The organism is Corallococcus sicarius, from assembly GCF_003611735.1.
Lineage (GTDB): Bacteria > Myxococcota > Myxococcia > Myxococcales > Myxococcaceae > Corallococcus > Corallococcus sicarius.
This window is the reverse complement of record NZ_RAWG01000044.1, coordinates 13,046-30,827: the sequence shown is the minus strand read 5'-3', so window position 1 is coordinate 30,827 and position 17,782 is coordinate 13,046. Positions and strand designations below refer to the sequence as shown.

Sequence of the window (17,782 nt, the reverse complement as noted above, 5' to 3'; positions counted from 1 at the left end):
CCTGCTAGCTCAGGCACCGCCGCATCGTCCAAAGGGCCGGGATGCGAGCGAGCCTTCTTGTCCCGCGTGCTCCGACGGCAGGGGTCTCGCGGTGGCAACCTCTAGTGAGGGGATACCGTGGCGGTCTCTTTCCTGAACCGGAAGCACAACCTCGACCGGATGTCGCTGCGCGACCTGGTCTATTCGTTCTTCACGTACTACGCCGTCGTTGCCTACATCCTCATCGGCATCACCTGCATCGTGCTGTCGGTGAAGTGGTTCGAAAACCCGGTGCGCATGGCGGCGGCGGTGGTGGTGGCGACGGTGGCCTACCCGTTCGGCTGGTACCTCATCCACCGGTACATCCTGCACGGCCGCTTCCTCTACAAGTCCGCCGCGACGGCGGTGACGTGGAAGCGCATCCACTTCGACCACCACCAGGACCCGCACGACCTGCGCGTCCTCTTCGGCGCGCTGCACACCACGCTGCCCACCATCGCGCTGGTGCTCACGCCCATTGGCTACCTCATTGGCGGGCGCTCCGGTGCGGCCGCGGCGCTGGGCTGGGGCATGGTGACGACGTGCTTCTACGAGTTCTGCCACTGCATCCAGCACCTGAACTACGCGCCGCAGTTCAAGTTCCTCAAGGACATCAAGCGGCTGCACATGTCCCACCACTTCCACAACGAGACGGGCAACTTCGGCATCACGAACTACTTCTGGGACCGCGTGTTCGGCACGCTGTACGAGAAGGCCGCGGACAAGCCCAAGAGCCCCACCGTCTTCAACCTGGGCTACACCGCCGAGGAGGCCCAGAAGTACCCCTGGGTGGACAAGCTCTCCGGCGGCACGCGCGGTGACGGACACCCGCGCCGCTTCTGGCAGGCCGAGGGACTGAACGCTCCGGAAGCCAGCACCAGCGAACAGTCGTAGCCCCGCCTCTGCCTGCTTCACCCGGACCTCCCCGCGCGCACGTCGCCGGGGAGGTCTTCTGTTTCAGGGCGCCGGCCTCACGCGGAGAGCGACGCCATCATCGACTCCTGCTCCTGCTCCTCGCGGAAGCGCTGGGCGGCCATGGGCGGCAGGGAGTGCACGCGCGCGACGAGACACGCCGCGCTGCCCCCGGCCAGGTGGAATTGATCCAACCGCACGCTGACGGGGCGCCGGCCCAGTCCGCGCAGCACGGCCTCCACGCGGGGCACGCGCGCGCCGATGATGACGGTGTTGCCCACCTCCACCAGGTTGAGGCCGAACGCGAGCGCGTCATCCCGCGCGATGGGCACCACCTGCCCTATGCCCTCCGTGCGCGACAGCGTGTGCAGCGACTCCGGCGTGAAGGCCTCCGGACACACCAGCGCGGTGCCGTCGGACAGGACGGTGAGCGCGGTGTCCAGGTGGTAGAGGTACGGGTCGCACAGCTCCAGCGGCGTGACGGGCGCGTCGAGGAAGGCCTCCAGCACGCCCGCGGCCCGCTGCGTGGAGCGCTGGCCATACCCCAGGAGCGCGCCCCGTCCCGCGGGCAGCATCGCCACGTCCCCACCTTCGATGTGCACGCGCGGCGGCTCGATGACGTCGAAGCCGCGCGCGGCCAACCACCGGGCCCGGGCGCGTTGCTCCCCCCGGCGTTGTCCGTGGCGCATGGTGGCGAGCAGCGCGCGCAGCTCTCCGTCCTGGGCCACGAGCACCGCGTTGTCCTTGGCGAACACGGAGTCATACGCGCCGTGGACGAAGGGCAGCTCGAAGCAGCTCGCGCCCGCCTCGCGCAGGACGCGCAACAGCTCCCGGTGCTGGCTACAGGCGCGGCGCCACGCGACGGCACCGACCTTCATGTGCGGATTGATGTTCCACGCGACCTGATACGCGCAGTCGCGGGAGCGGACGTGGTCCTTTTCGCAGCGCACCTGACTCACGGCGAAGGTGGCAGGGGCGAAGTGGCCGGTGTTCAAGGTCATCCCCATACATGTGGTCGGAAGGCACTCCTGCCTTCCCAGACATGTAGAGAGGGTGCGCACCATGGGCGGGCTTGGCGAGGTGGCAGGGGAAGTAGGAACGGAGGACGCACGCCTGGCTGAACGGCTGCATCGGACCCTGTTGCGCTTCAATCATTCGAGACTGGCGCCGGGCTTTCCCACGGGGGGCTGGCGGGCAGACGTGCAGGCGGAGACACAGTTGCGCCTGCTCGAAGGCGAATATGTGGAGGCCGAGCGACAGCGCATGGCGGCCTGGGCCGCCGAGGCACCCGAGGACGCGGACGGTTTCATCGCGTGGTTCGAGGACCTGAAGGAGACGGGGCCGGGGCAGCAGGACCCGTTGTTTCCGTGGCTCGCGACGCAGGCGTCGTTGGAACAGATGCGTTGGTTCCTCACGCAGGAGGTCGCGGGCGAGGCGGGCTTCGACGACCTGGTGGCGCTGACGCAGTTGCAGCTGCCCACGCAGGCGAAGCTGGAGCTGGCGCGCAACTACTGGGACGAGATGGGCCGCGGGCGCGAGGACGCGATGCACGGGCCGATGCTCGCGGAGATGGCGGCGAAGCTGGGGCTGAAGCCCACCGACGAGGACACGGTGTGGGAAGCGCACGCGCTGGCGAACCTGCTCTGCGCATTCGCCTTCAACCGCCGCTACACGTACCTGGCGGTGGGTGCGCTGGGCATCGTCGAGGAGACGGCGCCGGGCCGCACCGCGTGCGTCAACGAGGGCCTGAAGCGGCTGGGGTTCGACATGCGGGTGCGGCGCTACTACGCGGTGCACTCCACGCTGGACGTGAAGCACTCGGAGACGTGGAACCGCGAGGTGCTGCGTCCCTTGGTGGCCGCGAACCCCGCGTGCGCGAGGCCCCTGGCGGAAGGGGCGCTGTTGCGACTGTCCGCGGGCGCGAAGTGCTTCGAGCGCTACCGCCGCGAGCTGGGCCTGGAGCTGAAGTCCCTCAGCTGAAGCCGCGGACCTGTCCCCCGGGACCTTGCGCGTGTGCGCTGGCCTGGGGGCTGCGTCCGCCAGAGGACGGCGGGGGCCGCCAGGGCGTGGGCAGGGGATGCGCGCGGCGCGGGGGCAGCGCCAGCTTGGGGGCGTTCGAGAGCCGTCTGGAGGTCCCGATGTCCCTGTTCCGATTCGCCTGTGCCGGGGTGCTGGCCCTGACGGCGTGTGCTTCCCCGGGCACGTCGTTCGAGGACGTGATGCGCCGCACCCAGCCCCTGACACCGACGCGGCCGGATCCGCTGACCTACGGCACCCGGCCGGAGAACCCCGTGCGCGTGGGCTGGGGCGACAAGGGCGTCCACGCGTACTTCAAGCTGTTGCGAGGACCGCAGGGGCAGGCCGTGGCGTGGCGCCGGATGGGGGACTGCTGCGAGTTCACCCCGGTGGATGGCCGGGGCACCACGCAGGGCAAGCTGGCCATCTTCGAGGTGACGTACGAAGGCCTGGATACGCCCGTGGTGCTCTACGTGGACGCGTACACCGGAGGCTCCGTGTACGCGCCCTGGGGCTTCGTACTGGAGGGCGGGCCGGACTCGAAGGGCACGCCGGCGGGCGCGGAGCCGGACATCATCGAGCTGTGAGCAAACGCCCCTTGGGACCAAGTTCCGAGACGTCGCGAAATAAGCCCTGCCTCAACCTCCGTTGCCACTCAAGAGAGTAGGCAGCCGCATGAATCGGGCCTGGGTAGGCCCGGTACGCGCGACTGGAGACAATCCGTCAGGTTGCTCACCCGTCCCAACCAAAGCGCAATTCTGCCGGCCTGAGCCGTCAAGAGACGTCAGCCCCTTGCCATGCCTGCCTACCCACCTAGACACCGAAGGACCTGCCCTCTGCAAGGTAGCCTCAACCCATGCAACCAGCGAAGCTTGGTGGCCATCAAATGGCCACCAGACCTTGACTTTTGGGCCCATATTTCGCTACCTTACGACACTGAACGGAGGTTCCATGACTAGCAAAAGAACCATGACGTTGAACCTTAGCGACCTAGAAATGGATGTACTGGAGACATTGGCCACCAGAAAGGACATTAGCAAGACGGGCGTAATCAGGCAGGCATTAAGACTTCTCCAAATGATTGACGTACGCGCAGAGCGCGGCGAGAAGATTTACTTCGAAAACGAAAGAACAAAAGACAAGGCAGAGTTGATGCTCCTATGACCGACCAACCACAGACAATGCACATCAAAAAAAATACGACTGGAGCCATCATCGCCGCAGAAGTCCACCAATCAATTCAAGACACAGATCTCCTTGACTGGCAAAAAACCTGGCAACCGGAAGTAAACGAGGTAATCCAAAAACTTGGCTCCCAAGGAGTCCCCTCCAAGAACTGGCCACAGAGCTTTCATTGGAATTGGATAAACAAAGTCCGGGCCACCGAAGGGCTGCTTGGACAAGAGACATTCTCACTTCGAGCGGAGGGACAACTACAGGGATTGATGCATCTTGACCTCACCAAGTCGGCCCGACACGCATCTCAATCCGGAAAACCGATTGTTTACGTTGAATATCTTGAGACCGCACCGTGGAACAGAGCCCCTCCTTTTCGAGGTCCCCTTTTTAGCGGAATCGGCTCAGTGCTGACTGCGATTGCCATCAACAGGAGCTTTGAAGAAGAATTCAAGGGGCGCATTGGCCTGCACTCCTTGCCACAGTCAGAGGACTTCTATCGAAACACGGTCAAGATGACGGATCTTGGCAATGACCTGAACTATCTAAATCTCCGCTACTTCGAAACCACTCCCGAACAAGCTATCGCATTTGCCGAGAGGAAGTAGGATCTCATGAAGAAAATAATTTTCAGCAAGGAATGGTGTGCAAGCGCAGCGGCCAGTGAGGCTTCTACCGAAGTAGGGGCTGGTCTTAGTGCTTTTGCTTCTACCGCTAAACAAGCCGCAGCACTACCTCAACATGAAAGCGATGAATCCCGAATTGCCTTTGGTCGCCTAGTTCAACTCATGCGCCGCAAGCGCGGACTAACCCTCGAGGATCTTGAGAAAAAAGCAGACATAGACCTCGAGGAATTGGTCAACATTGAGGAAGGGACAGCTCATATTCCTGAGCCACGAACAGTTTACCAATTGGCGCAGTTTTTCAAGGTCCCATCCAAGGGGCTTTTACAACTATCGGGACTCAGCACAACGAGAGATGATCGCATCAGACATGAAGCTGTTCGTTTTGCAGCTCGCTCGGAGTCCGTAGCAAAACTCACATCTGAAGAAACAGCTGCCCTTGAGAGCTTCATCGCGGTGCTCTCAAGCCAGCGTTAGTGAGCCGGCCAACCGTGAAGAATCTTATTTTAACACAAAAGACCGCCGCCAGCATTGACCGTCATGTTGAGAAAGTACTGAAAGGGTTAGGAAACCCAGAACCTCCTCTCAACTTAGAACTTGTCCGCGAGTTACTACGACTTGATCGAGCATATTATACATCCTCTGACGATAGCGCGGTCCGCGAGACTGTTAGTCGGATCAAGGTAGCTGGACTACAAATCCTCAAGCGCCCATCTCTTCTTTTTGAAGCCATTAAGAAATTCGATTTAAAGGCGCTTTATCTACCAGATCAACGTCGGATATTAATAGACAAGAGCAGGCCCCCAAAGAAACAACGTTGGGATGAAGCTCATGAGATCGGGCACAGTCTTTTGCCCTGGCACGAGGAAATGACGCTGGGTGACAACACTCAGACACTAACCCCCGTCTGCCATGATCACCTTGAGGCGGAGGCAAACTTCGCAGCAGGCCAACTCCTATTCCTGAAAGATAGGTTCGCCCTTCAAGCAAATGATTACGCACCGAACCTGGACTCCATACGCAAGCTATATCCTGTCTTCGGGAATTCGATAACTACGACACTCTGGCGATACATCGAGCTGGCACACAACCAGACGCCAATGATCGGTGTCGTATCCTGCCATCCACATATCTCTCGACGTCCAGTTGACTTTGACGCCACCCAGCCCTGTCGGTATACAATTCAATCACCAGAATTCGCGAAGCGCTTCTCCAAGACACCAGAACTAAGCATATTCAACACAATCGTATCGTACTGCGGCTCACAGTCGGGTGGGCCCCTCGGAAAATCCCAATGTTTATTGTATGACGACAACGGGGTCTCCCACATATTTCTCTTCGAGACCTTCTTCAATCGCCATGACGCACTCAGTCTTGGCGTCTACTTAAAACCGAACCCTTCGACATTCCAGTCCTTTGGACTGTAGACATTGAACCAAAACAGCATCTCGCTTTTTAACTAGGGGCTGTTCCTGATTAACGCAGCCAGAGAAGCATGGAGGCGACGTGCAGGACGGCGAGGTAGCTGGTCGCCGTCTTGTCGTAGCGGGTGGCGGCAGCCCGAAAGCGTTTGAGGTCGTGGAAGAAGCATTCGACCCGGTAGCGCAGCCGGTAGAGGGACCGGTCCAAAGGCAACGGGCTCTTGCGGCTTGGGTTCGAATGGATGACAGGCTTCATTCCAAGCTTCTGGACGTTGGCGCGGATGCGGTCGGCGTCATCGCCCGTGTCGGCAATGAAGGCTTCGCCTTCGGCGTGCACCAGGAGTTCCTCGGCCATTGTGGACTCATGCTGCTGGCCAGGAGTCAGCGCGAGGTGGAGCGGCTTGCCGCCCGTCGTTGTGACGGCGTGAATCTTTGTTGAAAAACCTCCTCGAGAACGCCCCAGAGCATTGCTTCGGATCCCCCTTTTCCGCCCGCGGCGTCTTGGTGCGCCCGGACGACCGATGCGTCGACGAGGGAGCCGAGCTCATCCACGTCGAGCCGAAGCGCCTGGAAGATGGCTTCCCAGCGCCCGGTTTTCGCCCATCGGCGGAAGCGGTTGTAGACGGTCTTCCAGTGGCCGAATCGCTCCGGCAGGTCCCGCCACTGCACCCCGGTCTTCACGCGCCACACCACGGCGTTGATGAAGTCACGGTCCCCTCGCTTCGAGGGAGGGCCGCTCCGGGAGCCCAGCAGGGGCTCAATGCGGCTCCACTCGGCATCGCTCAGTTCATGTCGGCGCACAGCCAGCGTTGATCATGCCTGACGCTGGCTGGCAACCTCCTCATGCCCCCTGAAGCTGGGTCCAACCCCGATGTTCGATCCAGCAGGTTGAATTTTCGGACCGGAGATCAGGGACAGCCCCTAGCGCTGCCGCGACGTGTGCCCCCCATTGTGCTCAACCTTGAACATAGGCAGAGGAAACGGCGGCAGTACTTACGCGAAGAGGGGGGCGGCCCCAGGCGCAGTAAGCAGCGTGGGTGAATGGGAAGAGCTATCCGTCGGACCTCACGGACATGCAGTAGGCACTGGTGAGGCCGTTGCAGGAGGTCTACCGACAGGGCGGGCCGGACTCGAAGGGCACGCCGGCGGGCGCGGAGCCGGACATCATCGACCTGTGAGGACCGGCGGGGTGCTGGGTCCTTTGAATCCGTAGAACCTCCGGGGAGGGAGCGGCCATCCGTCACGGAGGCCCCCTTCCTGGAGCGCGCCGTCGTACCTAGATGCAGGGGGACGGAAGCGGGCCGGAGCTCGGGAGCAGGGTGCGTGCGCGCCCTTCGGAGCGGACAGGCGGGCGTGAGGCTTCGCGGGGGCGTGATTATCCCCGCGGCGGGGGCGTCACGCTGGATAGTGGAAGTTTCCCCGCCGAGGAGGGGCGTCCGGGTCTCCATGGGAGATGCGGCCCACCCGGCGCTGCGCTAAGCGTTCGACCGCTCTCCCGACGGAGGAGGAACCGTGGCGGCTGTGAAGAAGAAGCGTTGGCCCTATGTGCTGGGGGGCATCCTCGTCCTCCTGATCGCCATCGTGGCGGTGGTGCTGTGGCGGCTGGACGCCATCCTGCTGAAGACGGCGCGTGACCAGGCGGCCACGTACTCGCAGAAGCTCGGGCGCCCCATCACGATTGGCGACATCTCCACGAAGCTCTTTCCCCATGTCGGCGCGCAGATTGAGGACGTCGTCGTGGGCCCCGCCGAGGGCGAAGACCTGCCGCTCGCGGAGCTGAAGCAGGTGGACGTGAGCGTGGCGGCGATGCCGCTCTTGTCCTCGCGCGGCAAGGACATCCAGGTGAAGAACGCCGAGGTGTCCGGCCTCACCGTGAACGTCCTCCGCCTGGCCGACGGCACCACCAACGTGCAGCGGTTGCAGGAGAAGCTGGCCCAGCAGCAGCCCAAGGAAGAGGCGCCCGAGGAGGAGTCGCAGCCCACCGACCTGTCCGGCGTGCACGTGGAGCGCGCGGCGCTCACCGACGGCACCATCCGCTTCGTGGACCGCGCGGGCGGCGCCCAGGCGCGCGAGCTGGCGGTGCGCGACCTGGACATCGAGGTGAAGGACCTGCGCGTGGGCCAGCCCTTGAAGGTGGACCTGGCGGCGGCGGTGCTCGCGGAGAAGCAGAACCTCAAGATGACGCTCCAGGCGGCGCCGCTGCCGGCGACGCTGGTGCCCACGCCGGAGCAGGTGACGCTGAAGGCGGACCGCATCGACCTGTCGCCCCTGGGGCCCTTCCTGCCCCCGGACGTGGGCTTCCAGGCGGGCACGCTGGACGCGGACTGGAAGGCGGACCTGGGCGGCGCGGTGCCCGGCGGCAAGGGCCCCACGAAGCTCGTGGGCGTCATCAAGGCGCTGGGGATGAAGTTCGCGGGCGCGGAGGGCGGCAAGGCGCTGGACGTGGTGCTCGACACGGACGTGACGGGCGACATGGCCACGGGCGACCTGGCGCTGGACAAGCTCAAGCTGGACCTGGGCCCCGCGGCCATCACCGGCAAGGGCCGCGTGAAGGGGCTGCTCACGGACAAGCCCGCGGTGGAGGGCTTCGAGCTGGTGGGACGCAACCTGGATCCCGCCGTGCTCGCCGAGTACTACCCGCCCCTGAAGAAGCAGCTCAAGGGCATGGTGGCGGGCCCCATCGGGTTGGACGTGCGCGGCAGCGGGACGCAGGACGCGCAGGCGCTCAACATCGCGGTGGACCTGACGCCGGTGCGGCTGCGCGTGCCGGATCAGCTGTCGAAGGAGGCCGGCGGGGCGATGAAGCTCAACGCCCAGCTGGCGGGCGCGGCGGCGAGCGGCGGCGCGCTGCGCTTCGACGCGAAGGCGGACCTGGACGGCGTGGACATGCGGCCGGGCCTGCTGGTGAACAAGGCCCCGGGGCAGCGGCTGGACGTGGCGGCGGCGGGCACGTACGCGCCGGCGAAGACGGGCAGCGGCATGACGGTGAACGTCACCAGCATGACGCTGCACGCGCTCGAGGACACGATGACGGGCACCGCCACGGTGGCCCTGGCCGGCACGGGCAAGAAGGCGACGACGACGTTCAAGGCGAACGTGAAGAGCGCCCGGCTGGATGCGGAGAAGTTGTTGATGAGCGAGGAGCAGGTCCTGGAGCGCACCGGGGGCAAGCCGCCGCCGGAGCCGCCACCGGCGGAGGCCACGCGCTTCAACGGCTACCGGGGTGACATCCAGTTCGCCATCGCGTCGCTGCGCTACACGGCGATGGACCTGTCCAACGTGACGGGCGTGGTGAAGATGGTGGACGACCTCATCACGGTGGAGAAGTTCTCGACGGGCATCTACGGCGGCAAGGTGGTGGCGGACGGCACGACCATCCGCCTGGGCCCGGCGCCGGAGGCGCGGCCGTTCTCCGCGAAGGTGCAGGTGCAGGGCCTGGAGGTCGCGCAGGCGCTGGCGGCGCGCACGCCGAAGCAGGTGCTCACGGGCAAGTTCAACGGCAACGTGGACGTGCAGGGCGTGGGCTACACGATGGAGAAGCTCCAGCAGACGCTGCTGGGCGGCATCAACGGCAACCTGCTGGAGGGCACCTTCCTGGGCAAGGACCTGGTGTCCTCCGCGACGGGGCCGCTGGCCAAGGCGATTCCGTTCGCGAAGGCGCTGAAGAGCGGGGACGTGACGTCGCTGGGCGCGGACCTGCCCTTCAGCGTGACCATCAAGAACGGCGTGGCGCAGCTGAGCAAGCCCATCACCTGGACGCGGCCGGAAGCGGCGATGAACTTCGACGGCGGCATCAAGCTGGATGGCACGCTGGATTTGATTGGCGGCATCTCGCTGACGCCTGCGACCATCAAGGCGCTGACGGTGGGCAAGGTGACGCCGACGGAGCCCATCCCGGTGGGGTTGAAGCTCACGGGCAAGGCGTGGAGCCCGGAGGTGACGGGCATCGACGTGAAGCCGGCGGCGACGACCATCCTGAAGCTGGCGGGCGCGTCGGTGGCGGGCAACCTGCTGGGCGAGAAGGGCAAGGCCGTGCAGGACGTCATCACCGGCGGCCAGGACAAGGCCAAGGCCGAGGCGGAGGCCCGCGTCGCGGAGGAGAAGAGGAAGCTGGAGGAGCAGGCCCGCGCCGAGCAGGAGAAGGCGAAGCAGCGCGCGGCGGAAGAGGCGAAGAAGAAGCTCAAGGGCATCTTCGGCGGGAAGTAGGCACCGCCGCAGGCCCGGAAGTGAAACACGCCGCGGAGCTCCGACGAGGGAGCTTCGCGGCGTAGGCTCTCCGCCCATGGTCCTCCGACTCACGCGCATCGAGGTCGCGGGCTTCCACTCCCTGCGCGACGTGGTGCTGCGCCCTCGGCCGCTGGAGGTGTTGCTGGATCCGGACGGCACGGCCACCCGCGACCTGATCCGTCTCTTCACGCTCCTGCGAGCACTCGCCGAAGGTCGGCTCCAGGAGCACCTGGCCCTTCCCTGGATGGCGGACGAACAGGTGACGTGCGTGCTGGGCGTCCAGGGTGACGACTACCGCGTGGAGCTGCGGCGCTTCCCGGACGGGCGGTGGCGCATCACCCGCGAGGAGCTGGACTTGGCGGCAGGACTGGGAATCCCCTTCGTCGAGCCCTCGGACAACGCCCCCCAGGACGAGGCCCGGCTCTCCTCGTTCCCCCCTGCCCTCGCTGCCAGCCCACCCGGGCCCGTGGCCAACGAAGCGGAGTGGCTCGGGCAGATCGCCGACGGAGCGGCGCGGCGGATGAACCGGTTCCTGCGCGGCTTCCGCGTCCAGTCCGCCGGGGACTTCACCGTGGACGAGGAGTCCTTGCTCTTCCTCCAGGAGCCCGGCACCGAGCCCGGCGTGGACCTGCCCGCGAATGCACTCTGGGACCGGGTCCAGGCCGCTCGCGCGGCGTCCGCTCGGGTCCCCGTGCTGCTGTGCACGCCGTCGGTGGCCCTGGCGGACGCCTTCGACCTCCAGGACGTCCAGCGCGTGGAAACCTCCTCCGACGGCGCCTCCTTCCGGCCTCTGGGAGCCCGGAAGGAGCGGAGCAGTTAGCCGCTACTGCCCGGCCGCGCCGCGCGCTTCCCAGCCGCCACCGGCACCACCGACAGGGCCACCGCGGGGACCACCGCCGCGGGGGCTGGCGTCTTCACGACGCATCTCCTGGTACTTCGTCAGCTGATCCGCGCTGAGGACCTTCTGCATCTCCTGGTCGGTCTGCGTGCGCAGGTCGCGCATCTGCCGGCGGGTGTCCCGGCCCTGACCCGCGCCGCCGCCGTTCAGGTTCGCCATCAGCTCCTGGCGCTTCGCGTCCTCGGCCTTGAGCTGCTTCGTCAGCTCCTGCTCCTGGCTGTAGGAGAGCTTCGCGTCGGAGATGAACGTCTTGAGGCGCTCGCTGCGTTCCGCCTCCGCCTGCGACCGCATCTGGTCGATCTGCTGCTGCCACTGCTGGCGCTGCTCGTTGCGCTGCTCGTCCTGCACCGAGCGCAGCATCTCCTTCAGCGTCGCCTTGCCGCTGTCGGTGCTCAGCGCCTCGCCCACCATCACGCCGCGCACCTCCTCGCGCAGCTTCGCCACCTCCGCCTCCAGGCCCGCGGGCGCAGGACCGGCGCCGGCGCCGGCCGTGCCGGGCTGCTGCTCGAAGGCCATCAGCCGCCGCGACAGCAGCTGCACGGTCTCCTCCAGGGCCTTCACGCGCGTCTGGAGCGCCCGGACGTCCGCCGACGCGTCCTGTGCCCGGGGCGCCTCTTCCGCCGCCGGAGCCTCCGTCCGGCCGGGCCCCCACAGGGCCACGCCCAGCGCCACCGAAGCCAACCCCACCGATGCGATGCCGAGAATGCGATTCATGATGTTCCTTCTGACGGAAGTCCCGGCCGCCTATTCCACCGCGCTCCCGGTCTGCGTCCCGCGCCGTCATCCTCCCACCCGCACGCCTCCCGGGGAACCTTCCTGGCCTGCGTGCCTGCCTGCTCTCGCGCCTCACGAGCGTTGACCTCGCCCGGCGGGACGCGGAGAGTCCCGCGCCATGACGCTCCGTCCCATTGCCGAAGTCGGCGCCGAGCTGGGCCTCGCGCCGGAAGACGTCCTCCCGTGGGGCCGCGACCGCGCCAAGGTGTCCCTGGACGCCCTGGGCCGCAGCTCGCGCCAGGGCCGCATGGTCCTGGTCTCCGCCATCAACCCCACGCCCCCGGGCGAGGGCAAGACGACCATGTCCGTGGCGCTCGCCATGGGCCTGCGCCAGCGGGGCCGCAAGGCCGTGGCGGCGCTGCGCGAGCCGTCCCTGGGCCCCGTCTTCGGCGTGAAGGGCGGTGGCACCGGCGGCGGCGTGGCCAGCCTGGAGCCCGCGGCGGACATCAACCTGCACTTCACCGGCGACCTGCACGCCATCACCAGCGCCCACAACCTGCTGTCCGCCCTGGTGGACAACGCCGTGTACTACGGCCACCCGGTGGTGCTGGAGGGCACCAAGGTGCGCTGGCGCCGCGCCATGGACATGAACGACCGGTTCCTGCGCAACGTCATCGTGGGGCTGGGCGGCAAGGCGCACGGCGTCCCGCGCGAGACGTCCTTCGACATCACCGCCGCCAGCGAGGTGATGGCCATCCTCGCCCTGTCGGAGAGCCTCAAGGACCTGGAGGCGCGGCTGGGGCGCATCGTCGTGGGACAGGCGCCGGACGGCTCGCCCGTGCGCGCCAACGACGTGAACGCGGCGGCGTCCATGGTGGCGCTGCTCAAGGACGCGCTGATGCCGAACCTCGCCCAGACGCGCGAGGGTGGTCCGGCCATCGTGCACGCGGGGCCCTTCGGCAACATCGCGCACGGCTGCTCCTCCGTCATGGGCACGCGCCTGGCGCTGGCGTACGCGGACGAGGTCGTGACGGAAGCGGGCTTCGGCTTCGACCTGGGCGCGGAGAAGTTCCTGGACATCAAGTGCCGCGGCGCGGGCGTGTGGCCCCGGGGCGTGATGCTGGTGGTGACGCTGCGCGCGCTCAAGCACCACGGCGGAGCCGCTCCCGCGCAGGTGGCGGAGCCGGACCGGGACGCGCTGCTGCGCGGCTTCGACCACCTGGAGAAGCACCTGGAGTCGGTGGCCGCGTTCGGCCTGCCGGCGGTGCTGTGCGTGAACCGCTTCCCCCAGGACACGGCGGCGGAGCTGGACGAGCTGCGCGCGTTCGCGAAGGCGCGCGGCGTGGGCATCGCGGTGTGCGACGGCTTCACCAAGGGCGGCGAGGGTTCGCTGGAGCTGGCGGACACGGTGCTCGCGATGCTGGACGCGACGGACGCGGCGCCCCCCAAGCCGCGCTTCCTCTACTCGCTGGAGCAGTCACCGGAGGAGAAGATCCGCGCCATCGCGCGCACGGTGTACGGCGCGGACGACGTGGCCTTCACGCCAGGGGCGCGCAAGGACCTGGAGACGGCGCGCGCGCTGGGCGGCGCGGAGCTGCCGGTGTGCATGGCGAAGACGCACCTGTCGCTGTCGGATGATCCGACGAAGACGGGCCGGCCCCGGGGCTTCACGTTGACGGTGCGCGAGGTGCGCCTGTCCGCGGGCGCGGGCTTCCTCGTCGCGCTCACCGGCGAGCTGCTCACCATGCCGGGCCTGCCCCGCGAGCCCGCCGCGAGGCGCGTCACCGTCCACCCGGATGGCCGCATCACCGGCCTGATGCAGGGCGAGTAGGGACCGAAGCACCCCGAAGCACAGCGGGCCGCCCCGGTGCATCCGGGACGGCCCGTGGGCCCTGCTGGCGCCGTGCGACGGGGCGCTAGACGCGGAACGAGGTGGACAGCTCCTGGAGCTTGCCCAGCGAGGCGTTGATCTGCCCCACCGCCTCTTCGGCGTTGCTGGTGGCCATCACCACGTCGCTCATCATCTCCGACAGCTGCGTCACCACTTCCGTCATCTGCGTGATGCCCGCGTTCTGCTGGGTCACCGAGGCGACGATCTGCCGCGCGGCCTGGCTGCTCTCCTGCACCACCTGGGTGATGTCCTTGAGCGTCGTCGCGGAGGCGAGCACCTGCTCGATGCCCTCCTCCATCTTCTGGCTGTCCCCCTCCGCGATGCCCACCGTCTGGCGGATGGCCTGGTTGATCTCCAGGAGGATCTTCCCGATGCGCTGCGTGCTCTGGAGCGACTGCCCGCTGAGCGCCCGCATCTCCTTGGCCACCACCGCGAAGCCCCGGCCCTCTTCGCCGGCCCGCGCCGCCTCGATGGCCGCGTTCAGCGCCAGCACGTTGGACTGGTCCGCCAGGTCCTTCACGCTGCCGATGATTTCACCGGCGTGCACCGCCTGCTCGGACAGGTGCCCGATGCTGCCCACGAGCGCGCCCACCCGCTGGCGGATCTGCTGCAGCCCCTCCGCGCTCCGCTCGATGGACACCTGCCCGGAGGAGCTGAACGCGTCCGCCTGCGCCGCGACCTTCAGCACCATCTCCGCGCGGCTGGCCGCCATGCCCGACGTCTGGGCGATCTCCGCGATGGTGGAGCTGGCCTCCGTGAGGCTGCGGGACTGGTTGGTCAGGAAGTTGAGCTGCTCGTGGCTCGCCGCGTTCAGCCGCGACGCCGCCGCCGTCAGCTCCGTCACCACCGCGTGCAGCGTGCCCGGCACCGAGCGCAGCCGCTGTTGCAGCGTCTGGATGCTGCGCGCCAGCTCCCCCACCTCATCCTGGGAGCTGGTGTCGATGAGCTGCGTCAGGTCACCGTCCCGCGCGATGCGCGTCGCCGACTCCGTCAGCCGCGCCAGGGGCTGCGTCACTTCCCGCAGCAGCCACACCATCAGCGCCGCGAGCGCGGCCATGCACACCACCGACAGCAGCAGCACCCACGTCAGCGTGGAGCGGTGCAGCGACGACACCTCCATGAAGGCCTCGCGCTGCGCGGCCTCCTGCTGCGCCGTCACCGACTCCAGCCGGTCGTGCACCGTCTTGTGCGCCGACCCCAGCTTCGCCAGCGCCGCCTCCGCGGCCGCGTCGTTGCGGGAGGCCAGCGCCACCACGCGCGTCGCCTCCTGCCAGTAGGTCGTGAAGGCCGCCTCCACCGCCTCCACCGCGGTCGGGTCCACGTCCGGAAGGGCGCGCAGCGCCTTGAGCCCCGCCTGGAGCTCCTTCACCTGCGCGTCCAGCGACTGCTGCTGCACCGCGTGCAACGCCACCGCGTCGCCCACGTCCTGGTGCAGGGTCGCGAAGCCCGCGCGCGCCGTCTGCGACAGGCTCACCGACGGAGCCAGGCTGGAACCGATGCGCTCCGACACGTTCCGCGTGCGCGAGCCCAACACCACCGTCACCGCCACGATGGCCACCAGGAACACCGCGGCCACCACCGGCAGCACCATCATCTTCTGCTTGAGTCTCAACGCCATCGCACACCCCCTCGCAACCCCACGTCAGTCATCCCGATGAAGCGCGGTCGTGGAGCCCCGCAGGGCCTGCTGCGCCAAGTCATTGTCGCTCATCCTTCCGCGGCCCGCACGGGCCCCCCCAGCAGTCGAGGCTCCGCCGAGGCCCGTAGGATAGACAACACCTCTCCCCCCGACTCAAGCCCGCGACCCTTGAAATATCTTGGAAGCGGGTCTGACCTGCCCCGCAGGGTGGGGTGGGACACCTTGCCCTGTCAGGTGGGACCTGGCGCGCAGGACGCCTCACGTCTGACGTAGGCGGCGGGCGCACATGGCGGTGCGATCAGGAATCCAGGAGAGACTCAGCGTGCGGGCGGGCTGAGGAAGGGTTGGATCTCCCGCTTGCACACGTCGTCGCACTCGGCGAAGCGGGCGAGGAAGTCCGCGTGCTTGGTGCACCGCTTGGGAAAGCGCGTGGTGCCGCCGTCGAGCAGCACGCACAGCTCCTGGAACTCATCGTGCGTCTCCTGGAACAGGGCCTGTCGCTGCGAGGGCGCGAGCGCGTTCAGCGCGCGGTTCTCCCCGCCCTGCAGCCACAGGAAGACGCCGATGAGCAGCAGCAGGACGGCGCCAATCCACGTGCCCCGGCGCACCCAGCGGTCGGGCGCGGGCGCCAGCTCCTTCGCGAAGATGTTGTCCTCTCCCCCTTCACCGGGCGGCGTTCCGTCGTTGCGCATGGGCTCCATTCCATCCACGGCGCGTGCCAGTCCGCACGGCCGTCCCGCAGCAGACACCAGCCGGCCCGGGGTTGCACCTTGCAAGCGCGCTCCGGGCGCGCTCTTAGACTGTCCCCATGGAAGTCCGTACCGGACCCGAGGCCATGGAGCGCCCCATGCGGGTGCTCGTGGTGGACGACGAGCGAAACATCCGCCACACCCTGCGCGTGTGCCTGGAAGGCTTCGGGTGCGAGGTGCGGGAGGCGGCCACCCCGGAGGCCGCGCTCGCCGCGTTGGCGCAGGGCCCGGCGGACCTGGCGTTCGTGGACCTGCGCCTGGGCAACGCCTCCGGGCTGGAGCTGCTGCCGCGCCTGCTGGCGGAGTCGCCCGCGCTGGACGTCATCCTCATCACCGCCTACGCGACGTTCGACACCGCCGTGGAGGCCGTGAAGCGCGGCGCGCGCGACTACCTGCCCAAGCCCTTCACCCCCGCGCAGATCCGCCACGTGCTGGAGCGCGCGAAGGCGCAGCGGGAGCTGTCCTCGCACCTGGGGGACCTGGAAGGGCAGCTCGCGCAGGCGGTGCCGGAGGCCACGCTGGAGACGGCGTCGCCCGCGATGCACGCTGTGATTGGCTTCATCACCCGCGCGGCCACGTCCGACGCGGCGGTGCTGCTGCGCGGGGAGAGCGGCACCGGCAAGGGCGTGCTCGCCCGCGCGCTGCATTCCATGAGCGCGCGGCGCAAGCGGCCCTTCGTCACCATCAACTGCCCCACCCTGTCCGAACAGCTGCTGGCGAGCGAGCTGTTCGGCCACGCGCGCGGGGCCTTCACGGGCGCGGTGAAGGACCAGCCGGGGCGCGTGGAGCAGGCGGAGGGCGGGACGCTGTTCCTGGACGAGGTGGCGGAGATGAGCCCGTCGCTCCAGGCGCAGCTGTTGCGCTTCCTCCAGGAGAAGCAGTTCGAGCGGCTGGGCGAGGGCCGCACGCGCAAGGCGGACGTGCGGGTGGTGGCGGCCACGCACCGCGACCTGGAGAAGGACGTGGCGGAGGGGCGCTTCCGCGAGGACCTGATGTACCGGTTGAACGTCCTGGAGGTGAAGCTCCCCGCCCTGCGCGAGCGGCCGGAGGACCTGCTGCCGCTGGCCCGGCGCTTCGTCGCCTTCTTCGCGAGGGCCGCGCAGCGTCCGGCCCCGGAGCTGTCGCCCGCCACGGAGGCGATGCTGCGCGCCTACCCCTGGCCGGGCAACGTGCGCGAGCTGCGCAACGCCCTGGAGCGCGCGCTCATCGTGGGGCCCGCGGGCGTGGTGGAGCCGCAGGCGTTCCCGGAGCGCATCGCGTCCGCGGCGGGCCCCGGCGTGAGCCTGGGCGGGCCGCACACGCTGGAGGACGTGGAGCGCGAACACATCCTGCGCGTCATGGCCTCCACGCCCACGCTGGAGGAGGCGGCCCGGCTGCTCGGCATCGACGCGTCCACGCTGTGGCGCAAGCGCAAGAAGTACGAGTCGGACGCGTGAGCCCCCCTCCTCCACGCCCGCCCGGCCCTGGAGGACGGGGCGCTCAGGGGTACGGCCTCCTG

Annotated in this window: 14 protein-coding genes and 1 pseudogene; 10 read left to right on the top strand and 5 right to left on the bottom strand. The window is 67.6% G+C overall.

Annotated elements, in window-relative coordinates; all coding sequences use genetic code 11:
* Positions 1 to 159 precede the first annotated feature (159 nt).
* Complete coding sequence (locus tag D7X12_RS09645) at positions 160 to 912, top strand: sterol desaturase family protein (RefSeq protein ID WP_120624983.1); 753 nt, start codon at positions 160 to 162, stop codon at positions 910 to 912.
* Between the two features lie 77 nt (positions 913 to 989).
* Here the strand turns inward: D7X12_RS09645 and D7X12_RS09640 are convergent, their stop codons facing one another.
* Entirely contained in the window at positions 990 to 1,931 is a 942-nt protein-coding gene (locus D7X12_RS09640) for a dimethylarginine dimethylaminohydrolase family protein (protein ID WP_120624970.1), read from the bottom strand.
* Positions 1,932 to 2,130: 199 nt separating this feature from the next.
* Between D7X12_RS09640 and D7X12_RS09635 the strand changes: the two genes are divergently transcribed.
* The 5 genes from D7X12_RS09635 to D7X12_RS09610 all read left to right on the top strand — a co-directional run bounded on the left by D7X12_RS09635 (position 2,131) and on the right by D7X12_RS09610 (position 6,172).
* A complete protein-coding gene (locus D7X12_RS09635; RefSeq protein ID WP_244224455.1) occupies positions 2,131 to 2,910 on the top strand; it encodes an iron-containing redox enzyme family protein in 780 nt (259 codons plus the stop codon).
* 158 nt (positions 2,911 to 3,068) lie between these two features.
* Positions 3,069 to 3,533: a fibril protein gene (locus D7X12_RS09630; protein ID WP_120624969.1), complete on the top strand. Its 465-nt coding sequence runs from the start codon at positions 3,069 to 3,071 to the stop codon at positions 3,531 to 3,533.
* 573 nt (positions 3,534 to 4,106) lie between these two features.
* Positions 4,107 to 4,730, top strand: coding sequence for a GNAT family N-acetyltransferase (locus tag D7X12_RS09620; protein WP_120624967.1), 624 nt, complete (start codon positions 4,107 to 4,109; stop codon positions 4,728 to 4,730).
* 6 nt (positions 4,731 to 4,736) lie between these two features.
* A complete protein-coding gene (locus tag D7X12_RS09615; protein WP_120624966.1) occupies positions 4,737 to 5,222 on the top strand; it encodes a helix-turn-helix domain-containing protein in 486 nt (161 codons plus the stop codon).
* Between the two features lie 14 nt (positions 5,223 to 5,236).
* The gene (locus tag D7X12_RS09610) at positions 5,237 to 6,172 is read left to right on the top strand and encodes an ImmA/IrrE family metallo-endopeptidase (protein ID WP_120624981.1); all 936 of its coding nucleotides are present in this window, start codon (positions 5,237 to 5,239) and stop codon (positions 6,170 to 6,172) included.
* A gap of 49 nt (positions 6,173 to 6,221) precedes the next feature.
* Here D7X12_RS09610 and D7X12_RS44175 read toward each other — a convergent pair.
* Positions 6,222 to 6,967: pseudogene (locus tag D7X12_RS44175) on the bottom strand (IS5 family transposase).
* Positions 6,968 to 7,678: 711 nt separating this feature from the next.
* On the opposite strand from D7X12_RS44175, the gene D7X12_RS09595 reads away from it, so the two are divergent.
* On the top strand, positions 7,679 to 10,372 hold the full coding sequence (locus D7X12_RS09595) for an AsmA family protein (RefSeq protein WP_120624963.1): 2,694 nt from the start codon (positions 7,679 to 7,681) through the stop codon (positions 10,370 to 10,372).
* A 76-nt stretch (positions 10,373 to 10,448) separates the two neighbouring features.
* Positions 10,449 to 11,213: a hypothetical protein gene (locus tag D7X12_RS09590; protein ID WP_120624962.1), complete on the top strand. Its 765-nt coding sequence runs from the start codon at positions 10,449 to 10,451 to the stop codon at positions 11,211 to 11,213.
* A gap of 3 nt (positions 11,214 to 11,216) precedes the next feature.
* On the opposite strand, the gene D7X12_RS09585 is transcribed toward D7X12_RS09590, so the two are convergent.
* The gene (locus tag D7X12_RS09585; protein WP_120624961.1) at positions 11,217 to 12,005 is read right to left on the bottom strand and encodes a hypothetical protein; all 789 of its coding nucleotides are present in this window, start codon (positions 12,003 to 12,005) and stop codon (positions 11,217 to 11,219) included.
* Positions 12,006 to 12,183: 178 nt separating this feature from the next.
* On the opposite strand from D7X12_RS09585, the gene D7X12_RS09580 reads away from it, so the two are divergent.
* Positions 12,184 to 13,836 carry a formate--tetrahydrofolate ligase gene (locus D7X12_RS09580; RefSeq protein WP_120624960.1) on the top strand — a complete coding sequence of 551 codons (1,653 nt, stop codon included), beginning with the start codon at positions 12,184 to 12,186 and terminating at the stop codon, positions 13,834 to 13,836.
* An 85-nt stretch (positions 13,837 to 13,921) separates the two neighbouring features.
* On the opposite strand, the gene D7X12_RS09575 is transcribed toward D7X12_RS09580, so the two are convergent.
* Positions 13,922 to 15,514, bottom strand: coding sequence for a methyl-accepting chemotaxis protein (locus D7X12_RS09575; RefSeq protein WP_120624959.1), 1,593 nt, complete (start codon positions 15,512 to 15,514; stop codon positions 13,922 to 13,924).
* A gap of 338 nt (positions 15,515 to 15,852) precedes the next feature.
* A complete protein-coding gene (locus D7X12_RS09570) occupies positions 15,853 to 16,227 on the bottom strand; it encodes a hypothetical protein (protein ID WP_244224454.1) in 375 nt (124 codons plus the stop codon).
* A gap of 155 nt (positions 16,228 to 16,382) precedes the next feature.
* On the opposite strand from D7X12_RS09570, the gene D7X12_RS09565 reads away from it, so the two are divergent.
* Positions 16,383 to 17,720: a sigma-54-dependent transcriptional regulator gene (locus tag D7X12_RS09565; RefSeq protein ID WP_167508988.1), complete on the top strand. Its 1,338-nt coding sequence runs from the start codon at positions 16,383 to 16,385 to the stop codon at positions 17,718 to 17,720.
* Positions 17,721 to 17,782: the final 62 nt, after the last annotated feature.

Excerpts from the sequence above, each read along its gene's own strand:
- D7X12_RS09590 (WP_120624962.1), top strand. The coding sequence starts at position 10,449 with ATGGTCCTCCGACTCACGCGCATCGAGGTCGCGGGCTTCCACTCCCTG.
- D7X12_RS09630 (WP_120624969.1), top strand. The coding sequence starts at position 3,069 with ATGTCCCTGTTCCGATTCGCCTGTGCCGGGGTGCTGGCCCTGACGGCG.
- D7X12_RS09585 (WP_120624961.1), bottom strand. The coding sequence starts at position 12,005 with ATGAATCGCATTCTCGGCATCGCATCGGTGGGGTTGGCTTCGGTGGCG.
- D7X12_RS09570 (WP_244224454.1), bottom strand. The coding sequence starts at position 16,227 with ATGCGCAACGACGGAACGCCGCCCGGTGAAGGGGGAGAGGACAACATC.
- D7X12_RS09575 (WP_120624959.1), bottom strand. The coding sequence starts at position 15,514 with ATGGCGTTGAGACTCAAGCAGAAGATGATGGTGCTGCCGGTGGTGGCC.
- D7X12_RS09565 (WP_167508988.1), top strand. The coding sequence starts at position 16,383 with ATGCGGGTGCTCGTGGTGGACGACGAGCGAAACATCCGCCACACCCTG.
- D7X12_RS09640 (WP_120624970.1), bottom strand. The coding sequence starts at position 1,931 with ATGACCTTGAACACCGGCCACTTCGCCCCTGCCACCTTCGCCGTGAGT.
- D7X12_RS09645 (WP_120624983.1), top strand. The coding sequence starts at position 160 with ATGTCGCTGCGCGACCTGGTCTATTCGTTCTTCACGTACTACGCCGTC.
- D7X12_RS09580 (WP_120624960.1), top strand. The coding sequence starts at position 12,184 with ATGACGCTCCGTCCCATTGCCGAAGTCGGCGCCGAGCTGGGCCTCGCG.
- D7X12_RS09620 (WP_120624967.1), top strand. The coding sequence starts at position 4,107 with ATGACCGACCAACCACAGACAATGCACATCAAAAAAAATACGACTGGA.
- D7X12_RS09615 (WP_120624966.1), top strand. The coding sequence starts at position 4,737 with ATGAAGAAAATAATTTTCAGCAAGGAATGGTGTGCAAGCGCAGCGGCC.